This window comes from Neptunomonas qingdaonensis, from assembly GCF_900113275.1.
In the GTDB taxonomy this organism is placed as follows: Bacteria; Pseudomonadota; Gammaproteobacteria; order Pseudomonadales; family Balneatricaceae; genus Neptunomonas; species Neptunomonas qingdaonensis.
In genome coordinates, this window is the sequence record NZ_FOOU01000019.1 from 33,696 (window position 1) to 57,815 (window position 24,120).

The window sequence follows — 24,120 nt, forward strand, 5'->3', positions numbered from 1 at the left end:
AATTTCAATACCAAATGATTTAACAAATTACGATTAGCAAAAAACACAGTTCACCTATTTTGAAATTTCATTTACATAACAGCCGCCACAGCCACTCCGAGCTGCACGATTACCCAAATCAAAACTAATAAATATTTTTCGAGATAAGACTAAAAGGCGTCTTAATCAAAATCTTAATATCAAGACTTAAAGACCAGTTATTGATATACGCCAAATCCAATTCGACACGCTTTTGCATTTTCTCCAGCGTTTCTGTTTCACCGCGGTAGCCTTTAATTTGCGCTAAACCGGTAATGCCGGGTTTAATTCTGTGCCGTGCCAAGTAGGCATTTATTTTGTCCGAGTAATAATCGTTGTGCGATACGGCATGCGGGCGCGGCCCGACCAACGACATCGTGCCATTGAGTACATTGAACAGCTGAGGTAATTCATCGATGGAGCTTTTACGGATGAACTTACCTATTTTAGTAACACGCGGGTCTTCTTTAGTCGCTTGCTTTACTATTTCTGCATCATTGTGCAGTTTCATACTACGGAATTTATAAATCTCTATCAGCTTCCCATCAAAGCCATGGCGTTGCTGCTTAAAGAAGACAGGACCAGGTGATGAGCGTTTAACCAGGATAGCGATAGCTATGAATAATGGCGACAACATCAGCAGACCGGCTAAAGCCAACACTCTATCCATGATGCCTTTAATCACAATCGACACGCGTGATGAGGTTAGCGGGCTTTCGTTTAATGAGATAAGCGGTACACCTGCCACCTCCCTGACTGAATGGTTAAGTAGATTAAGGGCAAATATATCCGGTGCCCAGATAACATCTACATTCATATCCAGCAGGTCTATATGCAAGCTCTCGATCTGTTCTGATGCAGCCAACGGCAGTGCAATATAGATACGCCTAATACCATGCTGTTTTATAATCGTTCGTAGGTTAGCCACCACCCCTAACACGGGCGAGGGTAATGTTTCGGAGCTGGTAGGATCAAGCTGATCGTTATTGGCGACTACGATCCCCATGACACGGTCTGGTAGCCAACGGTTTTGCGTTAAACTATTAACTAAGTGCTGAGCAATATTACCAGCGCCTACAATAATCACAGGCAGCTGCTGCGAGAGTTGCGCGTGATAATGTTTGATCAGTTTATTTAAGCAAAGATGGTTAACTAGCTGCAACCCCAGAGCTGTTGGTGCCCATATTAATAAAACCTGCCGAGAGAACATGTCAGTGGTTTTGGTGATAAAGCCCAGACACAGCAAGAGGAAAAGCAACAAAGACCAGGCGATGGTTAAGCGGCCCGTTAGGCGCCAGAGGCTGGATGAACGCCGATATACGCCCCTGGCAGAATAGATTGCAAACAAGGCTAGTACGATAATAATAGCGAGAAAACGATAGTACGGCGGAATTTCCTGCATATTCCAATAGGTGAGTAAGCCTAACGAGCCAATCACAATGAAAACATCAGCAAACAACTGTGCCCAGAACATTAGTGTTTCGTGATTTCTTAGTAGACGACGTTGCCGCCCCATTGGGGACGATGATAATTTATTGCTCTCCAGGCCAAGCTCCATCGTAGTATCCTTTTTTATACTTCCAGTATTAGCACAACAAAACAACTCCAACTCCCTTTGTTGCGCCGCGAAATATTCTAATTCAGAGTCTTACTATTAACAAGGAATTTACATAAAAACTGTTCAAAATTTGATCTGTTTTTTCTTTGCATATAAGTAACAAGATTGGTAGGATTCTATCTTATTTTAATGTCTATATTGCATGGGGCATACGATGCGCAGATTACTGTTATGTGTTTTGGCAGGAATACTGCCCTTTACTACTGTCTTGGCTGATATTTCGACTGACCTTGCAAGCGAACAACCGATGGCAATAATCTTCAACAATGCGGTGGAAGCAGGTGATACGATCGAGAATATTCTTGGCTCCGTTATCAAATCACAAAGCGGCCTAGGCCCAGAGGCTGTATGTACAGCCGTTACCCTTGACCCCGAGAACGCCGCTAACCTTGCTGAATTTGCTGTCAATAGCGGATTGACTGCGTCTACTGTGGTAACTTCGGCGATGCAATGCGCACCGGATAAAGCACCAGAGATTTATACCAAAATGAAGGAACTCGGTATGCCGGAAGATGAGCTATTAGCTTCTGCGATTGAGGCAGGACAAGATCCGACCGCATTACTCGAAGCTGCGGCTGCAGGTAACCCGATTGCTCCGTTGGTTGCGGCACCCGGCCAAACCAGCCTGCCTACTCCGTTAACTTTTGGAGAAGATGATGGCGGTGGCGGTGTTGCCAGTCCAAATTAAACACTCGTCGCTTTGTCCTCCCCATTGACAACACAATCCAGTGACAAGTCACTCTTTTACGTCTTTTTGGGCTTAATAGTTTGGCTTCCGCTACCCTTAGGTAGCAATAGGACGTGGGCAACCTCTTTTTTTATTATTGTCACCCTAGGTCTCCTGGCGTTCTGGTGTGTGCTATTTTTGAAACAGCAGACAACCATTACACGCACGTTTCGCAAATCCTGGCCTCTGTTACTGTTGTTTATACTGTCTAATCTATGGGTTGGACTACAAGCTATTCCTTCCTTCGCACTGTCAATTGATGTAAACAGCACACTACAGCAGTTTGTTTTGGGCTGGGGCTTGATCGGCTTTTTAGTGCTGGCCTTATTGCTGATTAACAGTAGCTTACGCATTCGCTGGACCATTTATACCTTAGTGATTAGCGGGCTCTTTCAAGCTACCTATGGCAGCTTGATGACGCTGAGCGGGATCGAATCCAGCTTTTTACTCCCTAAAGATACTTATCTGGGTGTCGCTACCGGCACCTTTATTAACCGTAACCATCTGGCGGGTTATCTGGTCATCTGCTTGTCTATGGGATTAGGCATGATGATTGCCTTGCTTAACCTTACACCTTCAGGAAATTGGCGTAACCGTTTGCGACGCTGGATAACCGCACTGCTAAGCCAGAAAATATTATTACGTCTTGCATTAGTGATGATGGTGATTGGGCTGGTACTGACGCACTCGCGCATGGGCAACACTTCCTTTTTTGCGGCGATGATGATTACGGGTGTACTGGCTTTATTACTCAGCAAGCATGCATCCCGATCCACACTTATCCTGCTGAGCAGCCTGATTATTATAGATATTTTTATTGTCGGGACTTTTTTTGGTATTGAGAAGGTGGTCGACCGCCTGGAAAACACCTCCAGCCAGAGAGAAACACGCGATGAGGTTGATCACTATAGCCTTACCTTAATGAGCAACAACCTTTTACTGGGTAGTGGCAGTGGCACTTTTTATACTGCTTTTCCTGAATACCGCGAAGCAGATATCCGGCTGTTTTATGATCATGCGCATAATGATTATCTGGAATTTTTAACAGAACGCGGGCTGATCGGTTTTATCCCACTACTGCTGGCGATCATCCTTTCTTTTTTAGTCGCTTTGAAGGCCCAATGGACGCGCCGCAACCCTCTAATGCGCGGGCTTTCTTTTGGTTGTCTGATGTCGATGATTGCTATGGGTATGCATGCAACGGTAGATTTTAATTTACAAATTCCTGCCAATGCGGCTTCTTTTATGCTGGTGTTGGCACTGGGTTGGATTTCGTTTTATCACCAGCCGGTTCCAAAAAAATTAGTGCCCACCACTCACTACGACAAAGATAGTCAAGCGGCGCACTTTTAAACTCTTTTTAGGTATAATCCTCTCCAATTATTTTTTTTATTTATCTCTTTATTATTCATTAGGAAAAGGATCTTTTCATGAAGGTTACGGTGTTTGGTACAGGCTATGTAGGCTTGGTAACGGGTACATGCTTAGCCGATGTTGGTCACGATGTCTTGTGTGTCGATATTGATGAAGCCAAGGTTGAAGGGCTTAAAAACGGCATTATCCCGATTTATGAACCGGGCCTTGAGCCGATGGTGACTCGCAATCATAAAGAAGGTCGCCTTAACTTTACGACCGATGCCGAAGCCGCTGTTAAACACGGTACGCTGCAATTTATCGCTGTGGGTACGCCACCCGACGAAGATGGTTCTGCTGATCTGCAATACGTTCTGGCTGTTGCCAAAACAATTGGTCAATACATGGACGGCTTTAAAGTGATCATTGATAAGTCCACCGTCCCGGTGGGTACAGCCGATAAAGTAAATACTGCTATTGCTGGCGTGCTGGCAGCGCGTGGCTGCAAAACTGAGTACGCAGTCTGCTCTAACCCCGAGTTTTTGAAAGAAGGCGCCGCGATTGAAGACTTTACTAAGCCTTCGCGTATTGTTGTTGGGACTGATTCTGAAAAAGTACGCGAGTTAATGCACGAGTGTTATGGCCCATACAATCGTAACCACGACAAACTTATTTTTATGGATGTACGTGCTGCCGAACTGACAAAGTATGCAGCTAATGCCATGCTGGCGACCAAAATCAGCTTTATGAATGAGATGTCGCAGCTGGCCGAACATTTGAATGTGGATGTTGAACAGGTGCGCTTAGGGATTGGTTCTGACCCGCGTATTGGTTATCAGTTTATCTACCCTGGCTGTGGTTATGGCGGTTCCTGCTTCCCTAAAGATGTTCAGGCGCTGGCGCGTACTGCTGATTCTGTCGGCTACGATGCCCAACTGCTAAAAGCGGTTGAAGCGGTTAACTACCGCCAGAAAGAGACATTGTTCACTAAACTGGAACGCGCTTTTGATGGCGATTTAGCGGGCAAAACGATTGCCATATGGGGTTTGTCGTTTAAGCCAAATACTGACGATATGCGCGCGGCGCCTAGTCGCGTTTTGATGGAGTCACTGTGGGCAGCCGGTGCAAAGGTTGTTGCTTACGACCCTGAAGCGATGAATGAAACGCACCGTATTTACGGCAAGCGTGATGATTTAAGCCTGGTCGGCACACGTGAAATCGCCGCTGAAGGCGCGGATGCACTGGTAATTTGTACTGAGTGGAAAGCGTTTAGGGCGGTTGATTTTAGCTGGTTAAAGGCCAAACTGAATTTCCCTGTGATTGTTGATGGTCGTAACCTGTATAACCCTGAAGATGTTAAAAAAGCCGGGCTAATGTATTACGCGGTTGGTCGTGGTGATTCATTGCAAGACTCTCTTTAGGTAGAAGCATTCAACTTAAAGCACTTAATTCGATACATTGAGTTAAAAGCATAAAAAAGGGGCTTCACACTAATTTGAAGCCCCTTTTATTTCTACTTTCCAGATGCTATCAATCTTCTTTATATTTCAGCTACAAGCGTCTGTAAAACGACTTAACCAATAATCCCACGCGTATCAATCACCACTTTTGTGGCGAACTGGGTTTTATCCGCTGCTTTAAACTCTTTGTGATCAACCAAAATCACGATCACATTGGCTTTATCCAGCGCACTTTCCAGACTCGACAATTCGATACCCGAGTCGACCAGTGTTGCCGGCAGCTTGTTGATGTTTGGCTCTACCGCGATGATCTCGCCAATATTACGCTTCACTAAGTCTTCTACTATGTGCAGTGCCGGACTTTCGCGCAGGTCATCGATATCGGCTTTAAAGGCTAAGCCTAAGCAGGCAATCACCGGACGCTTGAACTCATCCGCCGCTTTTGCGATCTGATTAATCACATACTGCGGTTTTGCATCGTTGGTTAAACGCGCCTGTCTGATTATTTTTGCTTCTTCCGGGCAGCTATCGACGATAAACCACGGGTCTACGGCGATACAGTGACCGCCGACACCCGGGCCGGGATTGAGAATATTCACACGCGGATGGCGATTCGCCAGCTTGACCAGCTCCCAGACATTGATTTTTAGCTTATCGCAAATCACCGACAGCTCGTTAGCGAAGGCAATATTGACATCGCGGAAGGAGTTTTCGGTCAGTTTGGCCATTTCGGCGGTACGTGCATTGGTAACGATACATTCACCGCGAACAAAGGTTTGATACAGCTCTACAGCGAGGTCGCTACAGGCTTTTGACATACCACCAATGACACGGTCGTTAGAAACCAGCTCTTGTAATACGTAACCTGGCAGCACTCGCTCCGGGCAATGTGCGACTTTAATATCGGCGGCACTGCCTTTATCCTGCGGGAAGGTTAAATCAGGGCGCGCTTCGGCCAGCCAGGCGGCCATTTTTTCGGTTGTACCGACCGGCGAGGTCGATTCCAGCACCACCAGGTTACCTTTTGCTAATACCGGCGCGATACGCTTAACCGCTGATTCGATATAAGACAGATCAGGTTGGTGGCGGCCATCGTCACTTTCAAGAAACGGCGTAGGTACGGCAATCATGAAGACATCGGCCGGCTCTGGCGTGATGGTGGCGCGTAAGTTACCGGTGGTAACGACACTGCGTACGACGATATCCAGATCCGGTTCTACAATATGGATTTTACCCGCATTAATAGTATCTACCGCGGATTGCACGACGTCGACACCAATCACTTTTATGCCACGCGACGCAATAATCGCAGCGGTGGGTAATCCGATATAACCTAATCCGATAACCGATACTGTTTCAAAACTCATTGTTTTAATACCTTTAGGAAAGTTATTAACTGGATTTAATTAATAACTTTTGATTAGCTTTTATAATTAGTGCTGCTTCAGCGTTGCGACGATTTTCTGGCATGCGGTGCCGTCGCCGTAGGGGTTTATGGCGCGCGCCATGGAATCATATTTTGTTTGTGACTCCATCAGCTCAACCACACCCGCCACTATTCGCGCATAATCTGTACCCACCAGCTCGACGGTGCCGGCATCGACCGCTTCTGGTCGCTCGGTGTTATCGCGCATCACCAGCACCGGTTTGCCCAGCGAAGGTGCTTCTTCCTGAATACCGCCGGAGTCGGTCAGGATCAGATAGCTACGGTTCATCAGGTAAACAAAGGGCAGGTAGTCTTGCGGGTCGATCAGATAGATATTATCGACATCTTTTAACAAGCGGTTAACCGGTTCTTGCACATTCGGGTTTAAATGCACCGGATAAACGATTTGTGATTCTGGGTAACGCTTAGCGATATCGACTAACGCTTCACAGATACGCTCAAAACCGCCGCCAAAGGATTCACGCCGATGGCCTGTAACCAGAATGGGTTTTTTACTCTCATCGAGGAAAGGAAAACGCGATGATAAAGTGGATTCCAGGGTGCTGTCGCTATTGATTTTATCCACGACCCAATGCAGCGCATCGATGACGGTGTTACCGGTAATAGAGACATACTCTTTCGAGACTTTCTCATCGATTAAGTTCTGATACGACAACTGCGTCGGTGCAAAATGCCATTTAGTCAGCGTCGCCGTTAGCTTACGGTTGGCTTCTTCTGGCCACGGTGACGTGATATCACCGGTACGTAATCCTGCTTCGATATGCCCTACGGGTATCTGCTCGTAAAATGCCGCCAATGCCGTAGAAAAGGTGGTGCTGGTGTCGCCATGCACTAAGACGATATCCGGCTTAAACTCACGTAATACTTCGCGAATACCTAACAAGATGCGCGATGTCACATCAAAAAGATCCTGGCCGGGCTGCATAATGTTGAGATCGTAATCGGGGGTAATTTCAAACAGCTCTAAGACTTGATCGAGCATCTCGCGATGCTGAGCGGTGACACAGACACGGCTTTCAAATTGAGATTCCTGCGCCAGTGCTTTGACTAAGGGCGCCATTTTAATCGCTTCCGGACGCGTACCAAATACCGTGAGAATTTTTTTCATATTATCCTTAATCTCTCTGTTGAGTCATTAAGCCTTATCGTTCTTATGTCAGCCATGGCTAAATTAACTTTTTCGATAATCTGTTGCAAGGTGCTGTGAGGAACCCTTGGTTTTATACGTCATTATAGCTATGTATTTTTTAAATCGCAGACAAAAAAATAGGGTTCCTTTCGGAACCCTATAAAGCTAAGCCAAGGGACTTGCTAAAAATTTACGCTTTACAGCGTTAAGCGGCGGATGTCGCTGAGTAAGCTGTTGAGGTAGGTTAGGAATCGACCTGCATCGCCGCCATTAATAGCGCGGTGATCGTAGGATAAGCACAATGGCAACATCATACGTGGTTCGAACTCTTTACCGTTCCAGCGTGGTCTGATATCTGCTTTAGACACACCCAGAATACCGACTTCAGGTGCGTTGACGATTGGCGTAAAGCCCGTTCCGCCAATACCACCCAAGCTAGAGATCGTGAAGCATGCGCCTTGCATTTCGTTTGGCTTGAGTTTGCGATTTTTTGCTTTACCCGCCAGTTCGTTTGCTTCTAAAGACAGCTCATAGATTGATTTTTTATCCGCATCTTTGATCACGGGTACCATCAATCCATTTGGCGTATCAACTGCCAAACCGATGTTGATGTATTTTTTGTAGACGATGTGTTCACCGTCTGCATCCAGTGATGCATTGAATTTTGGATTCTCTGCTAAGGCTTTAGCGACCGCTTTGATCATGAAAGGCAGCGGCGTTAATTTAACACCTGCTTTGAGTGCATCTTCTTTCATCTCTTTACGGAACGCTTCCAGCTCGGTGATATCTGCATCGTCAAACTGCGTGACGTGCGGGATATTCAACCAGCAGCGCGACATATTGGCTGCGGTCAATTTACCGATTTTGCTCAGTGCGACTTTTTCGATCTCACCAAACTTACTGAAATCAACCGCAGGAATAGCAGGAATACCTGATCCACCGGTGACACCAGCGGCTGCGGCTGGTTTTGCTTTCAGCTGAACCAGTGCATTTTTCACATATGCCTGAACATCTTCTTTAAGGATACGACCATTACGGCCTGTGCCCTTAACGTCGCTCAAATCAACACCGTACTCACGTGCGGTTGCACGTACTGCCGGCCCGGCATTCACTGTGCGATTTTTCTTTTCAAGTTCAACCTGGCTAACAGCGCTGGCTGCAGGGGCCGCTGCGGCTGCAGGAGCTGCTGCTTTAGCAGGTGCCGCAGGTGCTGCCGCTGCTGCCGCTGCTGGTGCAGCAACAGGCGCACTGCCCGCTACTTCCAACACCAACAACACATCACCTTCGTTACAGGTGCTGCCTTCTTTGATCAGTACTTCTTTAACCGTACCGCCTTTAGGCGCCGGTACTTCCATTGACGCTTTATCGGTTTCCAGTGCGATCAGGCTGTCGCCTTCCTGAATCACGTCGCCCGCTTTTACCATCACTTCAATAACGTCAACATCGGTTGCGCCACTCAGGTCTGGTACGAGTACGTTTTCAATACCGCCGGCTGCTGCAGGTGCAGGTGCAGGAGCTGCCGCTGCTGGAGCGGCGGCTGCTGGAGCGGCGGCTGCTGGCTGTGATGCCGGGGCCGCTGCGGCAGAAGCTGCACCGCCACCTACTTCCAACATAATCAGCAGGTCGCCTTCGTTACAGGTGCTGCCTTCTGTAATTTTAACTTCAACGACCTTACCACCCATCGGGGCAGGTACTTCCATTGATGCTTTGTCAGTTTCCAGCGCGATCAGGCTATCGCCTTCTTCGATTACGTCACCGACTTTAACCATGACTTCGATAACATCGACATCGGTTGCACCACTGAGGTCAGGCACTAATACCTGCTCGACACTTGAAGCAGCTGTTGCCGCCGGAGCCGGTGCTGCGGCGGCCGCTGCGGGTGCAGGTGCTGCCGCTACCGGAGCGGGCGCTGCTGCTGGAGCTGCTGCGGCTGCCGCGCCTGTTTCCAATGTCAGAATCACGTCACCTTCGTTGCAGGTATCGCCTTCTTTAATCGTTACTTCTACGACGGTGCCTGCTTGTTCTGCCGGTACTTCCATCGATGCTTTATCAGTTTCCAGGGCTATCAGGCTATCGCCTTCTGCGACTACGTCGCCGGCCTTAACCAGCACTTCGATAACATCTACGTCTTCTGCGCCGCTTAAATCTGGAACTGTAATTGTGATTATGCTCACGATAATGTCCTCTATTCGTTATTCGCCAATGCGTTCAATTCAACTTTTAAAATCAGCATGCCTGAGCTGACGCTCAGGCAGTTTCTAAGACTTGTATATAAGAATCTATACAGTCCAGGGCGCTGGTTTCTCTGGGTTGAGATTGAATTTCTGCATGGCTTTAGCGACGACAGAAGCTTCTAGCTTGCCATCTTCCTGCAGTGCTTTGAGTGCTGCGATAGTCACGTAGTAACGGTTTACTTCGAAGAACTCACGCAGTTTAGTACGCGTATCAGAACGACCAAAACCGTCTGTACCCAACACTTTGTAACGTGCCGGAATGTATTCACGCAGCTGATCAGCATACATGCGCATGTAATCGGTTGCGGAAATGACAGGACCCTGACGATCTTGCAGACACTCAGTCACGTAAGCCACTTTAGGCTGTGCTTCCGGATGCAGCATGTTATGACGTTCAACGCTCATCGCATCACGACGCAATTCGTTGATCGATGTGGTGCTCCAGATATCTGACTCGATACCGAACTCTTCGCGCAGGATAACAGCCGCTGCTTCCACTTCGCGCAAGATAGTACCGCAACCCATCAACTGAACTTTTAGTTCAGCGTCTTTGCCTTCATTAAGCAGATACATACCTTTGATGATGCCTGCTTCTGCACCGACCGGCATTTCCGGGTGGCTGTAGTTTTCGTTCATAGTGGTGATGTAGTAGAAACGGTTTTCACCTTTTCCGTACATACGCTCTAAACCATCCTGAACAATAACGGTTAGTTCGTAACCATAGGTCGGATCGTAAGAGACACAGTTCGGCACCATCTGTGCCATCAAGTGGCTGTGGCCATCCTGATGCTGCAGACCTTCACCGTTAAGTGTGGTTCGCCCTGCTGTCGCTCCGATGAGGAATCCGCGTGCCTGCATATCGCCGGCAGCCCAGATCAGATCCATGACGCGCTGGAAGCCGAACATTGAGTAGAAAATATAGAACGGAATCACCGGGCAGTTGTTGTTTGCATAGGAGGTTGCACAGGCAATCCAGGCAGACATAGCGCCGGCTTCGTTGATACCTTCTTCCAGAATCTGGCCAGTTTTAGACTCTTTGTAGAACATGATCTGGTCGCTATCATGCGGTACATAGCGCTGGCCGACAGAGGTGTAGATACCTAACTGACGGAACATCCCTTCCATACCAAAGGTACGTGCTTCATCCGGAATGATCGGCACGACACGGTCGCCGATATTTTTGTCTTTCACCAGTGTATTGAGTACGCGGTTCAACGACATCTGCGTTGATAGCTCACGCTCACCACTGCCTTTGAGGTTGTTAGAGAAAGCCTCCAACGCCGGTGTTTCGAGTGTTTGCACCTGGCTGCGACGTACCGGATAGAAACCGCCGAGTTTTTCGCGGCGCTCAAACATGTACTTCATTTCGGCTGAATCAGCTGACGGACGGTAATAAGGCACGTCTTTCAGTTGATCATCATCCAACGGGATGGTGAAACGATCACGGAAATCTTTCAGATCATCAATCGCCACTTTCTTCAGCGAGTGAGTATCGTTTTTCGCTTCGCCGGATTTACCTGTGCCGTAACCTTTTACGGTTTGCGCAAGGATAACCGTTGGACGGCCAGTGTTGCTCATTGCAGCATGGTAGGCGGCATAGACTTTGTACGGATCGTGACCACCTCGGTTGAGGTTCATGATCTCGTCGTCAGACATGTCCTTAACCATTTCTAACAGTTCAGGATATTTACCAAAGAAATGCTCACGCGTGTATGCGCCGCCGTTGGCTTTAAAGTTCTGCAGCTCACCATCGCAGACTTCATCCATACGTTTTTGCAGCAGACCGTTAACATCTTTTTCAAAGAGTGGATCCCAGTGACGACCCCACAAACATTTAATAACGTTCCAGCCAGCACCACGGAAGACACCTTCCAGTTCCTGAACAATTTTTCCGTTACCGCGAACAGGGCCATCAAGGCGCTGCAGGTTACAGTTGATAACGAAGACCAGGTTTTCCAGGCTTTCACGTCCAGCCAGAGCAATAGCACCGAGTGATTCCGGCTCATCACACTCACCGTCACCGAGGAATGCCCATACTTTACGGTCAGCACGGTCAATCAGACTACGTGCCGACAGGTAACGCATGACGTGTGCCTGATAGATGGCCTGAATTGGCCCAAGACCCATAGAAACGGTCGGGAACTGCCAGAAGTCAGGCATTAACCATGGATGTGGATAAGACGACAAACCGTTGCCATCGACTTCACGACGGAAGTTGTCGAGCTGATCTTCGGTTAAACGACCTTCAAGATAGGCGCGTGCATAGATACCAGGAGAGATATGTCCCTGGAAAAACACCATATCTGATTCTTGTCCACCTTCATTACCACGGAAAAAGTAGTTAAAGCCAATATCATAAAGCGTGGCTGAAGAGGAGAAACTGGAGATATGTCCGCCCAGCCCTTCTTTATTGTCATTGGCGCGCATTACCATTGCCATTGCATTCCAACGAATGAATGAACGGATGCGGCGTTCCATGAACAGGTCGCCCGGCATGCGGACTTCATCTCTGGGAGCTATCGTATTGCGGTAAGGAGTAGTAACAGCACCACGGCTCTCTACACCCATATCTGACGCTTTGCGTCCTAGTTGAGCTAATAGGAAACGCGCACGATCATCGCCATCATTTTTAGCGACTGATTCGAGCGCTTCTAGCCATTCATTTGTTTCAATTGGGTCGATATCATCTATTTGTTGCACGTTGCCTTCTCCACGTATGCTTAAAAGCACTCATCCCTTGGTAATTGTATATCAGGCTTCTTTATCTGTTAGGCGGACTAACCGAGCCTGCTTTTTAGTTGAGAGAACTTTTGATACTACCGAGCAATACTACCGAGGTACTGTAATTTAACTACCGAGCAGTATCTGGTTCCTCTTTTTTATTTGTAGTAATACTACAAAATTTTTAAAAACCTGTCTACAAAACACTCAAAACTTAATGACAAAGACCTATAAATAACCTTTTTGTAGTTTTTATACAGAAATCTATTTATAGACTAACGTCTTATGGCGCGGCTTTTTATACATTTTTTGAACGCCGCATCGCCCTTTCTATCCGAGTATTTTCACGCCCTTGTTCCAGCAATGACTCTTCGACATATGCCAAATGATCATGCGCTGCTTTTTGAGCGAGGTCAGGCTCACCCGAAAAAATCGCCTCCATCAGTTTAAAATGTTGATCATGAATTTTTTGCCGGTATCCCGGCTTCGGATATATGTTCTGCAAATTATCACCAATGTGCTGCCTTAACAAACTGAACAAGGCCCTCATCATATGCAATAACACCATATTATGCGTAGAGGCGGCAATGGTGAGATGAAAATCCACATCCGCTGCCACTTCTTTTTGAAAATCTTTATTCTGGTGATGTACCTGCAGAGCATCGTAACTGCTTCTGATTGCTTCTTTATCTGCGGCGGTACTGCGCAACGCGGCGTAATAGGCCGTCACGCCTTCCAGAGCATGCCGAAACTCAAGCAAATCATATTGGGCTTCAGGATGCGTTTTGAAGAGCTCGAGCAAAGGATCCATAAAGGATCCACCCAGATCTTCAGAAACATATGTACCTCCCCCCTGCCGGCTAACCAATAAGCCTTTAGCCGTAAGTTTTTGTATAGCTTCGCGCAATGAAGGCCTGGACACCTCAAATTGAGCCGACAAAGCTCTTTCCGGTAACAGTTTCTGCCCTGGCTTTAAGGTTCCTTCCAGTATCATCTCTTCCATTCGCTCTACGATGACATCTGATATTTTAGGCTGTTTCACCTTTTGATACGCCATACTCTACGATTCCAACCCATTGGTTTACCCGCTACCAATTACTGACTAACAGCGTCGCTTTACGCACCTGCAGCAATTGGTCATACCTATTTATAGCTATCCATACCTATTCTATCCCTGCTGATTCTTGTCGCTCTGTCGGCTTAACTGAATATGAAACTAGCGCTTATTCGCGATAAAACCAAACACTATTTAATTTATCAAAAAGATTGACAAGTACTGGTCAAAAAAAATACAGTAGCAACCTATACTATGGTAAATTGGTATTACCAATTTAACAAGATGTTTGTCTAACACTGTTATATCCATGAATCTGTTGTATATTTAGCACCGGGTCTACAAAAAAAATAAATAAATATCGTTATTGAGGATGAGACATGAAAAAATTTACCAAGTCTGTAATCTCTGCTGCTGTTCTGGCAGGTGTTGCTGCAACGGCGATGATGCCTGCTCAGGCAGCTGATAAAGTATTACTGAAAACTCCAATTGCTTTCGGCTCTCATCTACCTGCGTTGGGCACTCCGATTGTTTGGGTTTCTGAGCAATTGAATCTTGTGAGTGATGGCACGATAAAGATGAAAATCTACGAGCCAAGCAAGCTGGTTGCTCCGCCGGAAATTCTAGGCGCTGTTTCTTCTGGTAAAGTTAACTCAGGCTATGCTACTGCCGGTTACTGGCAGGGTAAAATGCCGGCTTCCGGTTTCTTCTCTGCTGTGCCTTTTGGCCCTGAAGCAGGCGAATACATGGCGTGGTTGTATTACGGAAACGGCCTGAAGCTGTATCAGTAAATGTATGACACCAATGGCTACAACGTCAAAGTTATTCCTTGCGCCATTCTTTCGCCAGAAACATCTGGCTGGTTCAAAAAAGAGATCAATACACCTGAAGACCTTAAAGGCCTGAACATGCGTTTCTTCGGTCTGGGTGCTTCCGTGATGGAAAAAATGGGTGTATCTACCTCGCAGCTACCTGGCGGTGAAATCTTTGGTGCGCTGGAGAAAGGTGCAATCGATGCCTCTGAGTTCTCTCAGCCTGCAATCGATCAGCGTCTTGGTTTCCAGAAGATCATGAAATACAACTATTTCCCTGGCTGGCATCAGCAAGCAACGATTTTCGAATTGCTAATCAACAAAGACGTATGGAACAAGATGTCTGAAGGCCAACAGGCGATTGTTGACGGCACCTGTAAAGCCTCTATGACCAACTCATTTGCTGAAGGTGAAGCAATGCAGTTCCCGGTTATGGCTGAAGCCAAAGCCAACGGCGTTGAGATCCGTTACTGGAATGACACTATGCTGAAAGCCTTTGAAGACAAATGGCTTGAAGTGGCTGCTGAAAAGTCTGCTGAAGATGCGTTCTTTAAGAAAGTATGGGATGATTTGAGCGAATTCCGTAAAGGTTACGACCTTTGGGAAGCTAACGCATTCCTACCCCGTAGCCGTTAATAGTTCGCTTAACTTAACGCGATTTACCAGCGTTATGTAGCAAAAAGCTATGCTAAGGCAGACAATAATTATTGTCTGCCTTTCATTTATACAATAATAATCGATGTAGGTACCTTCCTGTGACTGAGAACGATACTCTCCCATCAGTACCTCTGGCCGATATGATCGATCGCTTTATCCAGCGCATCGGCATGTCGGTTGCCTGGTGCTACGTCCTGCTGGTTTTTGTCATTATTTTGCAGGTCGTACTTCGAAAAGGATTTTCAAGCGGTTTAATTATATTTGAAGAGCTGCAATGGCACCTCTATGCGCTAGGCGTGATGATCGGCCTGTCTTATGCGCAAACCACTAACTCACATATTCGCGTGGATCTCTTTTATTCACGCTTTCGGGCGCGCACTAAACATATCATTGAAATTCTTGGCATCCTTATTTTAGTCATGCCGTTTATTGTGATTGTGTTCCTCCACAGTATCGATTTCTTTTATGACGCATATCGCATCAATGAAGGCTCTCAATCCCCTTCCGGGCTGCCTTATCGTTGGATTATAAAAGGGGTTATTCCGGTCAGTTTTGCTTTATTGGGTCTTGCTATGCTTTCTCGACTTTACCGTGACACCGTTTTACTTATGCGTGGAGAATAATGATGGACGCCAATGAAATCATGGTCATTGCGATGTTCGTATCTTTCATCGCTCTGTTATTTACCGGTATACCTGTTGCCTGGGTGTTAGCCGGCGTCGGGATTATTTTTGCTTTTATCGGCCAGTTTGCCGATGTTTACCTGGATACGATGACCGGACTGGATTACACCACGCTGGGCCTGGTGGTAAACCGTCTGTATAAGATTATGGACAACTGGATTCTGGTCGCACTGCCGATGTTTATCTTCATGGGCATTATGCTGGACAAATCCGGGGTTGCTGAAGAACTGATGCACTCGATGCAAGAGCTGTTTGGCCGTGTTCGCGGTGGGCTTGCAGTCACCGTAACGGCGATCGGTATTATTCTGGCGGCCTCTACCGGGATTATTGGCGCGTCCGTTGTACTGTTGGCAGTCATGTCTCTTCCATCGATGACGAAACAGGGTTACTCAATGCCGTTAGCACTGGGGACGATTGCGTCAGCCGGTACCTTGGGTATTTTGATTCCACCTAGTATTATGCTGGTTATCATGGCCGATCAGTTAGGCCTGTCGGTTGGTGACCTGTTTATGGGAGCGGTTATCCCTGGTTTGATGCTCGGCGCTATGTATATTGTTTACATTCTTGTTTATGCCTATATCAAGCCGAACGCTGCACCGGTGCCTAAGGATGCTAAAGCGGTTACCTGGCCTGTTGTATTGAATGTACTGAAAGCGGTCTTACCTACTTTATTCCTTATTTTTGTCGTGCTGGGTTCTATCTTTGCTGGCTTTGCCACTCCGACAGAAGCCTCCGGCGTGGGTGCATTAGGCGCTACACTGCTAGCGTTATACAACCGTCGTTTCAGCCTTCCGGTACTTAAAGAAGTCATGGGCGGCACGCTCAACACCACAGCCTACATTTTCGCTATCTTTATTGGTGCGACCTGTTTTGCACTGGTATTGCGTGAGTTGGGCGGCGATGAGCTGATTGAGTCATTCCTGACCGGTCTGCCTTTTGGCCCTTACGGTATTATCCTCTTTATACTGGCTGTAATTTTCCTCCTCGGCTTCTTCCTTGACTGGATAGAGATCACCTTGATTATCCTGCCGCTGCTAGCACCGGTTATCACGGCACTTGGATTAGATATCGACGGTTACGGGGTAGTGGATAGCCCGGAGCTGGTGTGGTTCGTGATGTTGGTGGCGATGGCATTACAGACATCCTTCCTGACACCGCCGGTTGGCTTTGCCCTCTTCTATCTGAAAGGTGTTTGCCCGCCGAATGTGAAGTTGTCTGATATTTATAAAGGTGTCATTCCTTTTATCGGCCTGCAGCTAATCGCGCTATTCATTCTGGTTTTCTGGCCGCAGTTAGTGCTTTGGCTACCCGCCATCGCTTACGCTAAATAAGCAAAGCCATTGCGTTACCCGTGGTATCCCAGTTGATACCACGGTTTTTAAATTCAGTTCTGCGCTCAGTTTTAAGTGACGCTCATCCTTCTGAGCAGGCTGCTCTCAATCAGCGCCCTATCAACAAGCTTCCAGCAGGTGGCCCCGTGAATAATATGAAACAGACACATCGTGATTTTCTTGCCACACTTCAGCAATTTATTCCTGAAGAGCGCTTAATTACCGATCCTCTTCGTACGTTGGCGTATGGCACAGATGCGAGCTTTTATCGCCTGATTCCACAGATTGTGGTGCGAGCTGAAAGTGAAAATGATATTGCTAAGATTGTTACCTTAGCCAACCAACATCAGATTCCTGTTACCTTTCGTGCAGCGGGAACGAGTCTCTCCGGCCAGGCGATTACTGACTCAGTATTGATTCAGTTAGGCGACGGCTGGAAAGGCTATAAAATTAATAAAGACGCCACACAGATCAGCTTACAACCGGGCGTCATCGGTGGCCAGGCGAATAGTTATCTGGCACCCTTTAATAAAAAAATCGGCCCGGATCCTGCCTCTATTAATGCGGCTATGATCGGCGGTATTGCCGCTAACAATGCCAGTGGCATGTGCTGTGGTACGGCGCAGAACAGTTACCGCACCTTAAAAAGCATGAAGCTGATACTGGCAGATGGCACGCAACTCGATACCGGTAATCTTCATTCTATAAACCGGTTCAAACTGTCTCACAAAGCATTACTCGATTCACTGGATGCGTTAGGCCAGCAAACCCGTGCTAACAAGGTGCTGCACGAGCGTATCCTGCATAAATACCGCCTTAAAAATACCACCGGCTATGCGCTTAACTCTCTGGTGGATTACACCGATCCTATCGACATGCTGCAGCATTTGATGATCGGATCTGAAGGTACGCTGGGCTTTATGTCGGAGATCACCTACCGCACCGTTGATGAGCATCCGAATAAAGCCTCTGCTCTGATCTTCTTTAACAGCGTTCGCACTACCTGCGATGCCGTCGCTATTCTGAAGAAAACACCAGTATCTGCGGTGGAGTTGATGGACCGTGCCGGTTTACGTTCGGTGGAAGATAAACCCGGCATGCCTGATTTTATGCGTGAGCTTGGGGAGGATGCTGCTGCCCTGCTGGTTGAGACACGTGCGGCTGATCCTGCCGATCTCGCCACTCAGGTGGAAACCATCAAAGCCTCATTGGCAGGCCTGACGACTACCCGCCCGATCGAATTCACGACCAAGCCAGAAGAGTACGCCAAATACTGGGCGATCCGTAAAGGGCTGTTCCCCGCTGTTGGTGCGATACGCCTGACCGGCACGACGGTGATCATCGAAGATGTCGCTTTTCCGGTTGAACAGCTTGCCGATGCGGTACACGATCTCCACCAGCTCTTTAAGAAATGGCACTACAACGAAGCCCTGATTTTTGGCCATGCGCTGGAAGGCAATCTCCACTTTGTATTTACTCAGGCATTTGATACTCAGGAAGAGATTGATCGCTACGATGGCCTGATGGAGGATGTGGCTAACATGGTGGTTGGTACGTACGATGGCTCACTGAAAGCCGAGCATGGTACCGGCCGCAATATGGCGCCGTTTGTTGAACTGGAATGGGGTAAAGATGCTTATCAGTTGATGTGGGAACTCAAAGAGCTGCTGGATCCGAATGCTATTCTGAATCCCGGCGTTGTACTCAACAGAAACAGCCATGTTCATCTGGAAAACCTCAAACCGTTACCGGCGGCTGATCCTCTGGTCGACAAGTGCATTGAGTGCGGTTTCTGTGAACCCACCTGCCCGTCGCGCGACTTAACCCTGACGCCTCGCCAACGCATTGTTATCTGGCGTGAAATTGCACGCCTTGAAGCCGAAGCCTCAGGCCCTAAAGCAGATCCTGAGCGCTTAGCCGAACTGCGCAAAGAATATCAATATCAGGGCACCGAAACCTGTGCCGCCTGTGGTTTATGCTCAACAACCTGCCCCGTAGGTATTAACACCGGTGACCTGACACGCTCTATCCGTAGTCAGAACAACGAGAAACACACCAAACTGGCGCAATGGCTGGCAGACCACTACGGCACACTGGCAAAAGCCAGTAGAGTGACCTTTGCGGCAGCGGATATGACCCACGGTTTAATCGGCACGCAAGCGATGACGGCGATCACCGGTACGGCACGCAAGCTGTCTGGCGGACGTATCCAGCAATGGACGCCCTCTATGCCGACCGGCGCACCTAAAATAAAAGCGCCAGCTAACGCCGCGAATGCTTTAGCTACGACTGGATCAAGTGCTGCGCCGAAAGTTGTTTATCTGCCCAGCTGCGCCAGCCGAACCATGGGCCCTGCGCGAGGCGACTCAGATCAGACTTCTCTGGCGGATAAAACCGAAGCCCTGTTACGTAAAGCGGGTTTTGAGGTGATCTATCCTGCAGCAATGGATAACCTTTGTTGCGGTATGCCGTTTCAATCTAAAGGAATGTTTGCCGCGGCTGATTCTAAATCTGCTGAAATCGAAAAAGTACTGCTTGAGATCACAGAAAACGGAACACTTCCTGTGTATTCTGACACCAGCCCTTGCAGCTTACTACTAAAGGATAAACTCGACTCACGTATCAAACTTTATGATACCGTCGATTTTATTGACGAGTTTCTGTTAGACCGTTTGATTTTTACTGCCACTTCCGAGCCTGTTGCGCTACACATCACTTGTAGTGCAACGCGCATGGGACAAGCTGACAAGCTCAAACGCATTATGTCTGCATGCTCGACACAGGTTGTTATTCCTGATCAGATAACCTGCTGTGGCTTTGCTGGCGACAAAGGCTTTTCAACCCCTGAGTTAAATGCATCGGCTTTGCGTACGCTGAAAGGCGCTGTACATGAGTGTACTGCAGGCTATTCGACCAGTCGCACCTGCGAAATTGGTTTAAGCCATCATAGTGGGATTGATTATAAATCGATCATTTATCTGGTTGATCGCTGTACTCAGCCAATCATGAGTAAAACAGCATCAACTGAAGAAAATAACCGCATTCAGACTCAAAAAAGCTGAGCGGTAAACTAAACATATTCAACTAAATACCGTTGTGAGGATAGCATCATGGCTTTACCTGAAATCAATACCATTCTTTACACTACCTCTTTGGGTAGCCACACGCGTCCGGTTTTTCGCCATGCCGTAAAACTTGCCACTGCATTGAATGCAAAAATTGTTATTCTGCATGTTGTTGAGCCTATTGGTGAGATGGGTACTGCTCTGATCAAAAATTATGTACCGAAAGATCTGTTGAAAAAAATACACGATGAAGGAATCAATGAGATACATGAGGAGATGCATATTCGCATTGAAAAATTCTGTGCAGAAGAGTTAAATAACCTGCCTGCAGCTGACAAACTGAATGTTGAATATGTCGTCGTTGAAGGTAATCACACTGACTCTATTCTGAATGAAGCGAAAAAGCGCGGCGTACAGTTGATTATTATGGGCTCTGAAAACACCTTCGGCCGTCATAGCCACACCACTCAGCAAGTTGCCAGAAATTCGACTGTGCCTGTTGTGATTGTGCCCACCGGCAAAAAATACGATTAATTACTCAGCTGTTTAATACCAGCCTTTATGGAAAGTAGCCTATATGGATAGTAGTCTTTATGGATAGCAGTACACTGGCATTACTGGAACGGATTTTTCTTACGGTATTTCCGCTTGTGGCGATTGTCAGTGTGGGCTACTTTTATGCGCGTAAACGGCATACCGATATGTCGACGGCCAACACGATCAATATTGATGTGTTTGTCCCCGCTTTAATTTTTTCTGTACTGTCTGCCAAATCATTTGATCTGCCACAATTTCAAATGCTGGCCGTGGGTGCAGCCATTATCGTCTTAGGTTCTGGCTTGCTGTTGTTTCCACTGTGTAAGCTGCTTAAGGTGAGCCCTAAAACGTTCCTGCCGCCCATGATGTTCAATAACAGCGGTAATCTGGGATTACCCTTGGCGGTGCTGGCTTTTGGTGAACAAGCGCTACCGGCCGCGGTTGTGCTTTTTCTGGTTGAGAACCTGCTGCACTTTACGGTTGGTTTATACATTCTTGATCATAAAACCAACCCGATTAATGTGCTGAAAATGCCCATGATCCTGGCAACTATTGCCGGGCTCGTCTGGAGTACTTTTGATCTGCATGTACCCACTGCTGCAGCAACCTTTATCGACATGCTCGGGCAGATCTCTATCCCGTTAATGCTTTTTGCGTTGGGTGTGCGGATGACCAGCGTTGATTTATCACATTGGAAAATCGGCCTCTGGGGCGCTATTTTATGTCCCCTCAGCGGATTAGTTATCGCATTGGCGCTGCAACCATTATTACAGCTTGAACCCATCCAGTTTACTTACCTTGTGTTATTTGGCGCGCTCCCTCCTGCCGTCCTTAATTACATGGTGTCTGAACGTTATCAACAAGAACCGCACCAGGTCGCTTCGATTGTATTACTCGGCAATATCGCTAGTCTGATCATTATCCCGGTAACATTGTTCTTTGTACTGTGACGCTGGCTCTTTTGTCTGCTGGCGGCGTTAAAAACGTACTCAAGCGGTCATTTATAAGTTATAAACGCCCTTATTCCGTGTGTTTTTGCCTTGCCTGAAAACATAATTGCGGCTCGTGCCAAAGCATCATTGTGACTTTTCCCACAGTTTAGGCCCTGTCATGCGTTTAGGAATAGATCTGGGTGGTACGAAGATAGAGATCATTGCGTTAGATAATAACGCGGTGATCTACAGAAAACGTGTTGCGACACCCCAAGGCGATTATCCCGCCACACTGGCAGCCATTACCAAGCTGGTTCAGGCCGCCGAACTCAAGGTAGGTCTCAAGGCAGAATTTAAGGCAGGAGCGCAGCCTGAACTTACGGCAAAAGAGCCGGCCAGTATAGGAATAGGTATTCCTGGTGTTATTTCAGCCGACACCCAAAAAGTTAAAAATGCCAACTCAACCTGCCTGATCGGTAAGCCCCTGCAGCACGATTTAGAAACGCTACTCGCTCGTCCCGTTCGTATTGCAAATGATGCTAACTGCTTTGCCCTTTCTGAAGCGACTGATGGTGCCGGGCAATCAGGCAATGTTGTCTTTGGCGTAATTCTGGGTACGGGAGTGGGCGGCGGCCTTGTCGTTAATCAACACGTACTTTGCGGCAGCAACGGCATCACCGGTGAATGGGGTCACAATCCCCTGCCCTGGCCCACTGAAACAGAATACCCTGGTCCCGTCTGCTATTGTGGACAAAAAGGCTGTATTGAAACCTTTATCTCCGGGCCCGGCGCTTTGCAACGCCATATCGAAAGCAGCAAAGATCAACACATCTCTTCGTTTGCACAGGTCTGGGAAAAAGCAGCAACGGGGTGTGTAGCATCAGAAGATACTTGTCGAACCTATATTGATCGACTGGCGAAAAGCCTAGCCTCAGTGATCAATATACTGGATCCGGATATCATCGTGCTCGGGGGAGGATTATCTAATATCGAACGCCTTTATAGCGACGTACCTGAACAGTGGGGCCGCTACGTTTTCTCAGACTCTGTAAAAACATCACTACGCAAAGCGCAACATGGTGACTCAAGCGGCGCACGCGGCGCCGCTTGGTTATGGCCCGAGTAGTTTAAAATTTTCTGCAACAGACATAGTATTCTCTGGGATAAATAAATAGCAGCGCACGAAGTGCGGCAGGAGCAATGGAACGACATTGATTGACTTGATATTGGCTTTGTACCAATATTTGGTAATTATTGGTATATAAGAGGTGATCCCATGCCTAAAAATACAAGTATTTCCCTTGGAGAGCACTTTGATAGCTTTATTGCTAAGCAAATTACAGAGGGTAGATACGCCTCCACTAGCGAGGTGGTGCGTGCTGCTCTGAGGCTGCTTGAAGATAACGAGCAGAAAATAGCTACACTTCGCAAACTACTTGAAGAAGGCGAAAATAGCGGAACGGCTGAATATAGCTACGAAGCGCTGATGAATGAACTTGACGATGAACTTGGTTAATGGGGACATTTACTTTAACCAATAAAGCCAAGGCTGATTTGAAATCTATCGCTACTTGCACACAGCGTAAGTGGGGAAAAAGCCAGCGCGGAATTTACTTGAAGCAATTTGACGAAGCTTTCCATTTGATTTCAGATACGCCTGAGGTCGGGATCAAATGTGATTTTATTAAATTAGGCTACCGTAAATTTCCAAATATCAGTCACCTGATTTTTTACCGAATACTCGATAATTCTAAAATCGAAGTTATCCGTATTTTACACAAGCGCATGGATGTAGAGATAAACTTCAGGAACCCATGATGGATTAGGGGACAGTTTACTTAATTCCTTAAAGTTGGCTGGGTTAAGTAAACTGCCCCTGAAACTCCCAAAAGTAGGCTGCCCCTGAATTAAGTAAACTGTCCCCGAAACTCCCCCGAAACTCCATTCCGACCTGAGTCCAGGAGGTGAGATCCGTGGTCAGGTCATCAGGCAAGCTAGTAGCACTGTCCCTGAGCCCGCGACTATGTTTCTCTTCGTTGCAGGCATCACTGGCCTTGCTCTCTCAAGACTACGCAGAAAGAAGAAATAAAGTCTTATTCATCGTTGATCAGGAATACGGGGACAGTTTACTTAATTCCTCAAAGCCGGCTTAGTTAAGTAAACTGTCCCCATAATTTATACGAAACTCACGAGAAATTTAAAGAAAGGGCGATATCTTTCTCGATCGCTTCCAGTGCAGCCAGTGGATTTTTTGCCTGCGTAATAGGACGACCAATCACCAGATAGGTACTGCCCGCCTGTAATGCCTGCGAAGGCGTCATAATACGGCGCTGATCACCGAC

At 47.3% G+C, this 24,120-nt stretch carries 19 protein-coding genes and 1 pseudogene; 13 read left to right on the forward strand and 7 right to left on the reverse strand.

The window, feature by feature from the left end:
- Positions 1–124 precede the first annotated feature (124 nt).
- Positions 125–1,576 carry an undecaprenyl-phosphate glucose phosphotransferase gene (locus BM099_RS18720; RefSeq protein WP_090730549.1) on the reverse strand — a complete coding sequence of 484 codons (1,452 nt, stop codon included), beginning with the start codon at positions 1,574–1,576 and terminating at the stop codon, positions 125–127.
- A gap of 214 nt (positions 1,577–1,790) precedes the next feature.
- On the opposite strand from BM099_RS18720, the gene BM099_RS18725 reads away from it, so the two are divergent.
- From BM099_RS18725 to BM099_RS18735, 3 genes are all read left to right on the forward strand, one after another.
- The gene (locus BM099_RS18725; protein WP_090730552.1) at positions 1,791–2,324 is read left to right on the forward strand and encodes a hypothetical protein; all 534 of its coding nucleotides are present in this window, start codon (positions 1,791–1,793) and stop codon (positions 2,322–2,324) included.
- Positions 2,325–2,492: 168 nt separating this feature from the next.
- Complete coding sequence (locus BM099_RS18730) at positions 2,493–3,716, forward strand: O-antigen ligase family protein (RefSeq protein ID WP_244889960.1); 1,224 nt, start codon at positions 2,493–2,495, stop codon at positions 3,714–3,716.
- A 77-nt stretch (positions 3,717–3,793) separates the two neighbouring features.
- On the forward strand, positions 3,794–5,137 hold the full coding sequence (locus tag BM099_RS18735) for a UDP-glucose dehydrogenase family protein (RefSeq protein WP_090730556.1): 1,344 nt from the start codon (positions 3,794–3,796) through the stop codon (positions 5,135–5,137).
- Positions 5,138–5,289: 152 nt separating this feature from the next.
- On the opposite strand, the gene wecC is transcribed toward BM099_RS18735, so the two are convergent.
- From wecC to pdhR, 5 genes are all read right to left on the reverse strand, one after another.
- Complete coding sequence (gene wecC / locus BM099_RS18740) at positions 5,290–6,543, reverse strand: UDP-N-acetyl-D-mannosamine dehydrogenase (protein ID WP_090730558.1); 1,254 nt, start codon at positions 6,541–6,543, stop codon at positions 5,290–5,292.
- 66 nt (positions 6,544–6,609) lie between these two features.
- Positions 6,610–7,731, reverse strand: coding sequence for a non-hydrolyzing UDP-N-acetylglucosamine 2-epimerase (gene wecB / locus BM099_RS18745; protein ID WP_090730560.1), 1,122 nt, complete (start codon positions 7,729–7,731; stop codon positions 6,610–6,612).
- 218 nt (positions 7,732–7,949) lie between these two features.
- Positions 7,950–9,926, reverse strand: a complete 1,977-nt coding sequence (gene aceF, locus BM099_RS18750; protein WP_090730562.1) for a dihydrolipoyllysine-residue acetyltransferase — start codon at positions 9,924–9,926, stop codon at positions 7,950–7,952.
- 105 nt (positions 9,927–10,031) lie between these two features.
- Positions 10,032–12,686: a pyruvate dehydrogenase (acetyl-transferring), homodimeric type gene (gene aceE, locus BM099_RS18755; protein ID WP_090730564.1), complete on the reverse strand. Its 2,655-nt coding sequence runs from the start codon at positions 12,684–12,686 to the stop codon at positions 10,032–10,034.
- A 319-nt stretch (positions 12,687–13,005) separates the two neighbouring features.
- The gene (gene pdhR, locus BM099_RS18760; RefSeq protein ID WP_090730566.1) at positions 13,006–13,764 is read right to left on the reverse strand and encodes a pyruvate dehydrogenase complex transcriptional repressor PdhR; all 759 of its coding nucleotides are present in this window, start codon (positions 13,762–13,764) and stop codon (positions 13,006–13,008) included.
- A 443-nt stretch (positions 13,765–14,207) separates the two neighbouring features.
- Here pdhR and BM099_RS18765 point away from each other — a divergent pair.
- From BM099_RS18765 to BM099_RS20950, 10 genes and pseudogenes are all read left to right on the forward strand, one after another.
- A pseudogene (locus BM099_RS18765) lies at positions 14,208–15,209 on the forward strand (TRAP transporter substrate-binding protein).
- A gap of 119 nt (positions 15,210–15,328) precedes the next feature.
- Positions 15,329–15,853 carry a TRAP transporter small permease subunit gene (locus BM099_RS18770; RefSeq protein WP_090730568.1) on the forward strand — a complete coding sequence of 175 codons (525 nt, stop codon included), beginning with the start codon at positions 15,329–15,331 and terminating at the stop codon, positions 15,851–15,853.
- Positions 15,854–15,855: 2 nt separating this feature from the next.
- Positions 15,856–17,244 carry a TRAP transporter large permease gene (locus BM099_RS18775; protein WP_090730570.1) on the forward strand — a complete coding sequence of 463 codons (1,389 nt, stop codon included), beginning with the start codon at positions 15,856–15,858 and terminating at the stop codon, positions 17,242–17,244.
- A gap of 155 nt (positions 17,245–17,399) precedes the next feature.
- Positions 17,400–20,306 (forward strand): FAD-binding and (Fe-S)-binding domain-containing protein, encoded by a 2,907-nt coding sequence (locus BM099_RS18780; RefSeq protein ID WP_090730580.1) that lies wholly within the window; start codon positions 17,400–17,402, stop codon positions 20,304–20,306.
- Positions 20,307–20,354: 48 nt separating this feature from the next.
- Entirely contained in the window at positions 20,355–20,843 is a 489-nt protein-coding gene (locus tag BM099_RS18785; RefSeq protein WP_090730572.1) for a universal stress protein, read from the forward strand.
- A gap of 59 nt (positions 20,844–20,902) precedes the next feature.
- Positions 20,903–21,796: an AEC family transporter gene (locus tag BM099_RS18790; protein WP_090730574.1), complete on the forward strand. Its 894-nt coding sequence runs from the start codon at positions 20,903–20,905 to the stop codon at positions 21,794–21,796.
- A 160-nt stretch (positions 21,797–21,956) separates the two neighbouring features.
- A complete protein-coding gene (locus BM099_RS18795; protein WP_090730576.1) occupies positions 21,957–22,904 on the forward strand; it encodes an ROK family protein in 948 nt (315 codons plus the stop codon).
- A 150-nt stretch (positions 22,905–23,054) separates the two neighbouring features.
- A complete protein-coding gene (locus BM099_RS18800) occupies positions 23,055–23,294 on the forward strand; it encodes a type II toxin-antitoxin system ParD family antitoxin (protein ID WP_090730578.1) in 240 nt (79 codons plus the stop codon).
- On the forward strand, positions 23,294–23,596 hold the full coding sequence (locus tag BM099_RS18805; RefSeq protein WP_090730579.1) for a type II toxin-antitoxin system RelE/ParE family toxin: 303 nt from the start codon (positions 23,294–23,296) through the stop codon (positions 23,594–23,596). Before BM099_RS18800 ends, BM099_RS18805 begins: the two co-directional genes overlap by 1 nt.
- A 166-nt stretch (positions 23,597–23,762) precedes the next feature.
- Positions 23,763–23,867: a PEP-CTERM sorting domain-containing protein gene (locus tag BM099_RS20950; RefSeq protein WP_415860138.1), complete on the forward strand. Its 105-nt coding sequence runs from the start codon at positions 23,763–23,765 to the stop codon at positions 23,865–23,867.
- Positions 23,868–23,964: 97 nt separating this feature from the next.
- Here the strand turns inward: BM099_RS20950 and BM099_RS18815 are convergent.
- Positions 23,965–24,120: orotidine 5'-phosphate decarboxylase / HUMPS family protein (locus BM099_RS18815; RefSeq protein ID WP_177201232.1), on the reverse strand; the 156-nt coding region annotated here is incomplete at its 5' end.

What these genes read in the sequence shown, in the direction of transcription:
- BM099_RS18780 (WP_090730580.1), top strand. Translation starts at nt 17,400, where the DNA reads ATGAAACAGACACATCGTGATTTTCTTGCCACACTTCAGCAATTTATT.
- BM099_RS18805 (WP_090730579.1), top strand. Translation starts at nt 23,294, where the DNA reads ATGGGGACATTTACTTTAACCAATAAAGCCAAGGCTGATTTGAAATCT.
- wecC (WP_090730558.1), bottom strand. Translation starts at nt 6,543, where the DNA reads ATGAGTTTTGAAACAGTATCGGTTATCGGATTAGGTTATATCGGATTA.
- BM099_RS18800 (WP_090730578.1), top strand. Translation starts at nt 23,055, where the DNA reads ATGCCTAAAAATACAAGTATTTCCCTTGGAGAGCACTTTGATAGCTTT.
- BM099_RS18720 (WP_090730549.1), bottom strand. Translation starts at nt 1,576, where the DNA reads ATGGAGCTTGGCCTGGAGAGCAATAAATTATCATCGTCCCCAATGGGG.
- BM099_RS18790 (WP_090730574.1), top strand. Translation starts at nt 20,903, where the DNA reads ATGGATAGCAGTACACTGGCATTACTGGAACGGATTTTTCTTACGGTA.
- wecB (WP_090730560.1), bottom strand. Translation starts at nt 7,731, where the DNA reads ATGAAAAAAATTCTCACGGTATTTGGTACGCGTCCGGAAGCGATTAAA.
- BM099_RS18725 (WP_090730552.1), top strand. Translation starts at nt 1,791, where the DNA reads ATGCGCAGATTACTGTTATGTGTTTTGGCAGGAATACTGCCCTTTACT.
- BM099_RS18735 (WP_090730556.1), top strand. Translation starts at nt 3,794, where the DNA reads ATGAAGGTTACGGTGTTTGGTACAGGCTATGTAGGCTTGGTAACGGGT.
- pdhR (WP_090730566.1), bottom strand. Translation starts at nt 13,764, where the DNA reads ATGGCGTATCAAAAGGTGAAACAGCCTAAAATATCAGATGTCATCGTA.
- BM099_RS18795 (WP_090730576.1), top strand. Translation starts at nt 21,957, where the DNA reads ATGCGTTTAGGAATAGATCTGGGTGGTACGAAGATAGAGATCATTGCG.
- BM099_RS18785 (WP_090730572.1), top strand. Translation starts at nt 20,355, where the DNA reads ATGGCTTTACCTGAAATCAATACCATTCTTTACACTACCTCTTTGGGT.
- BM099_RS18775 (WP_090730570.1), top strand. Translation starts at nt 15,856, where the DNA reads ATGGACGCCAATGAAATCATGGTCATTGCGATGTTCGTATCTTTCATC.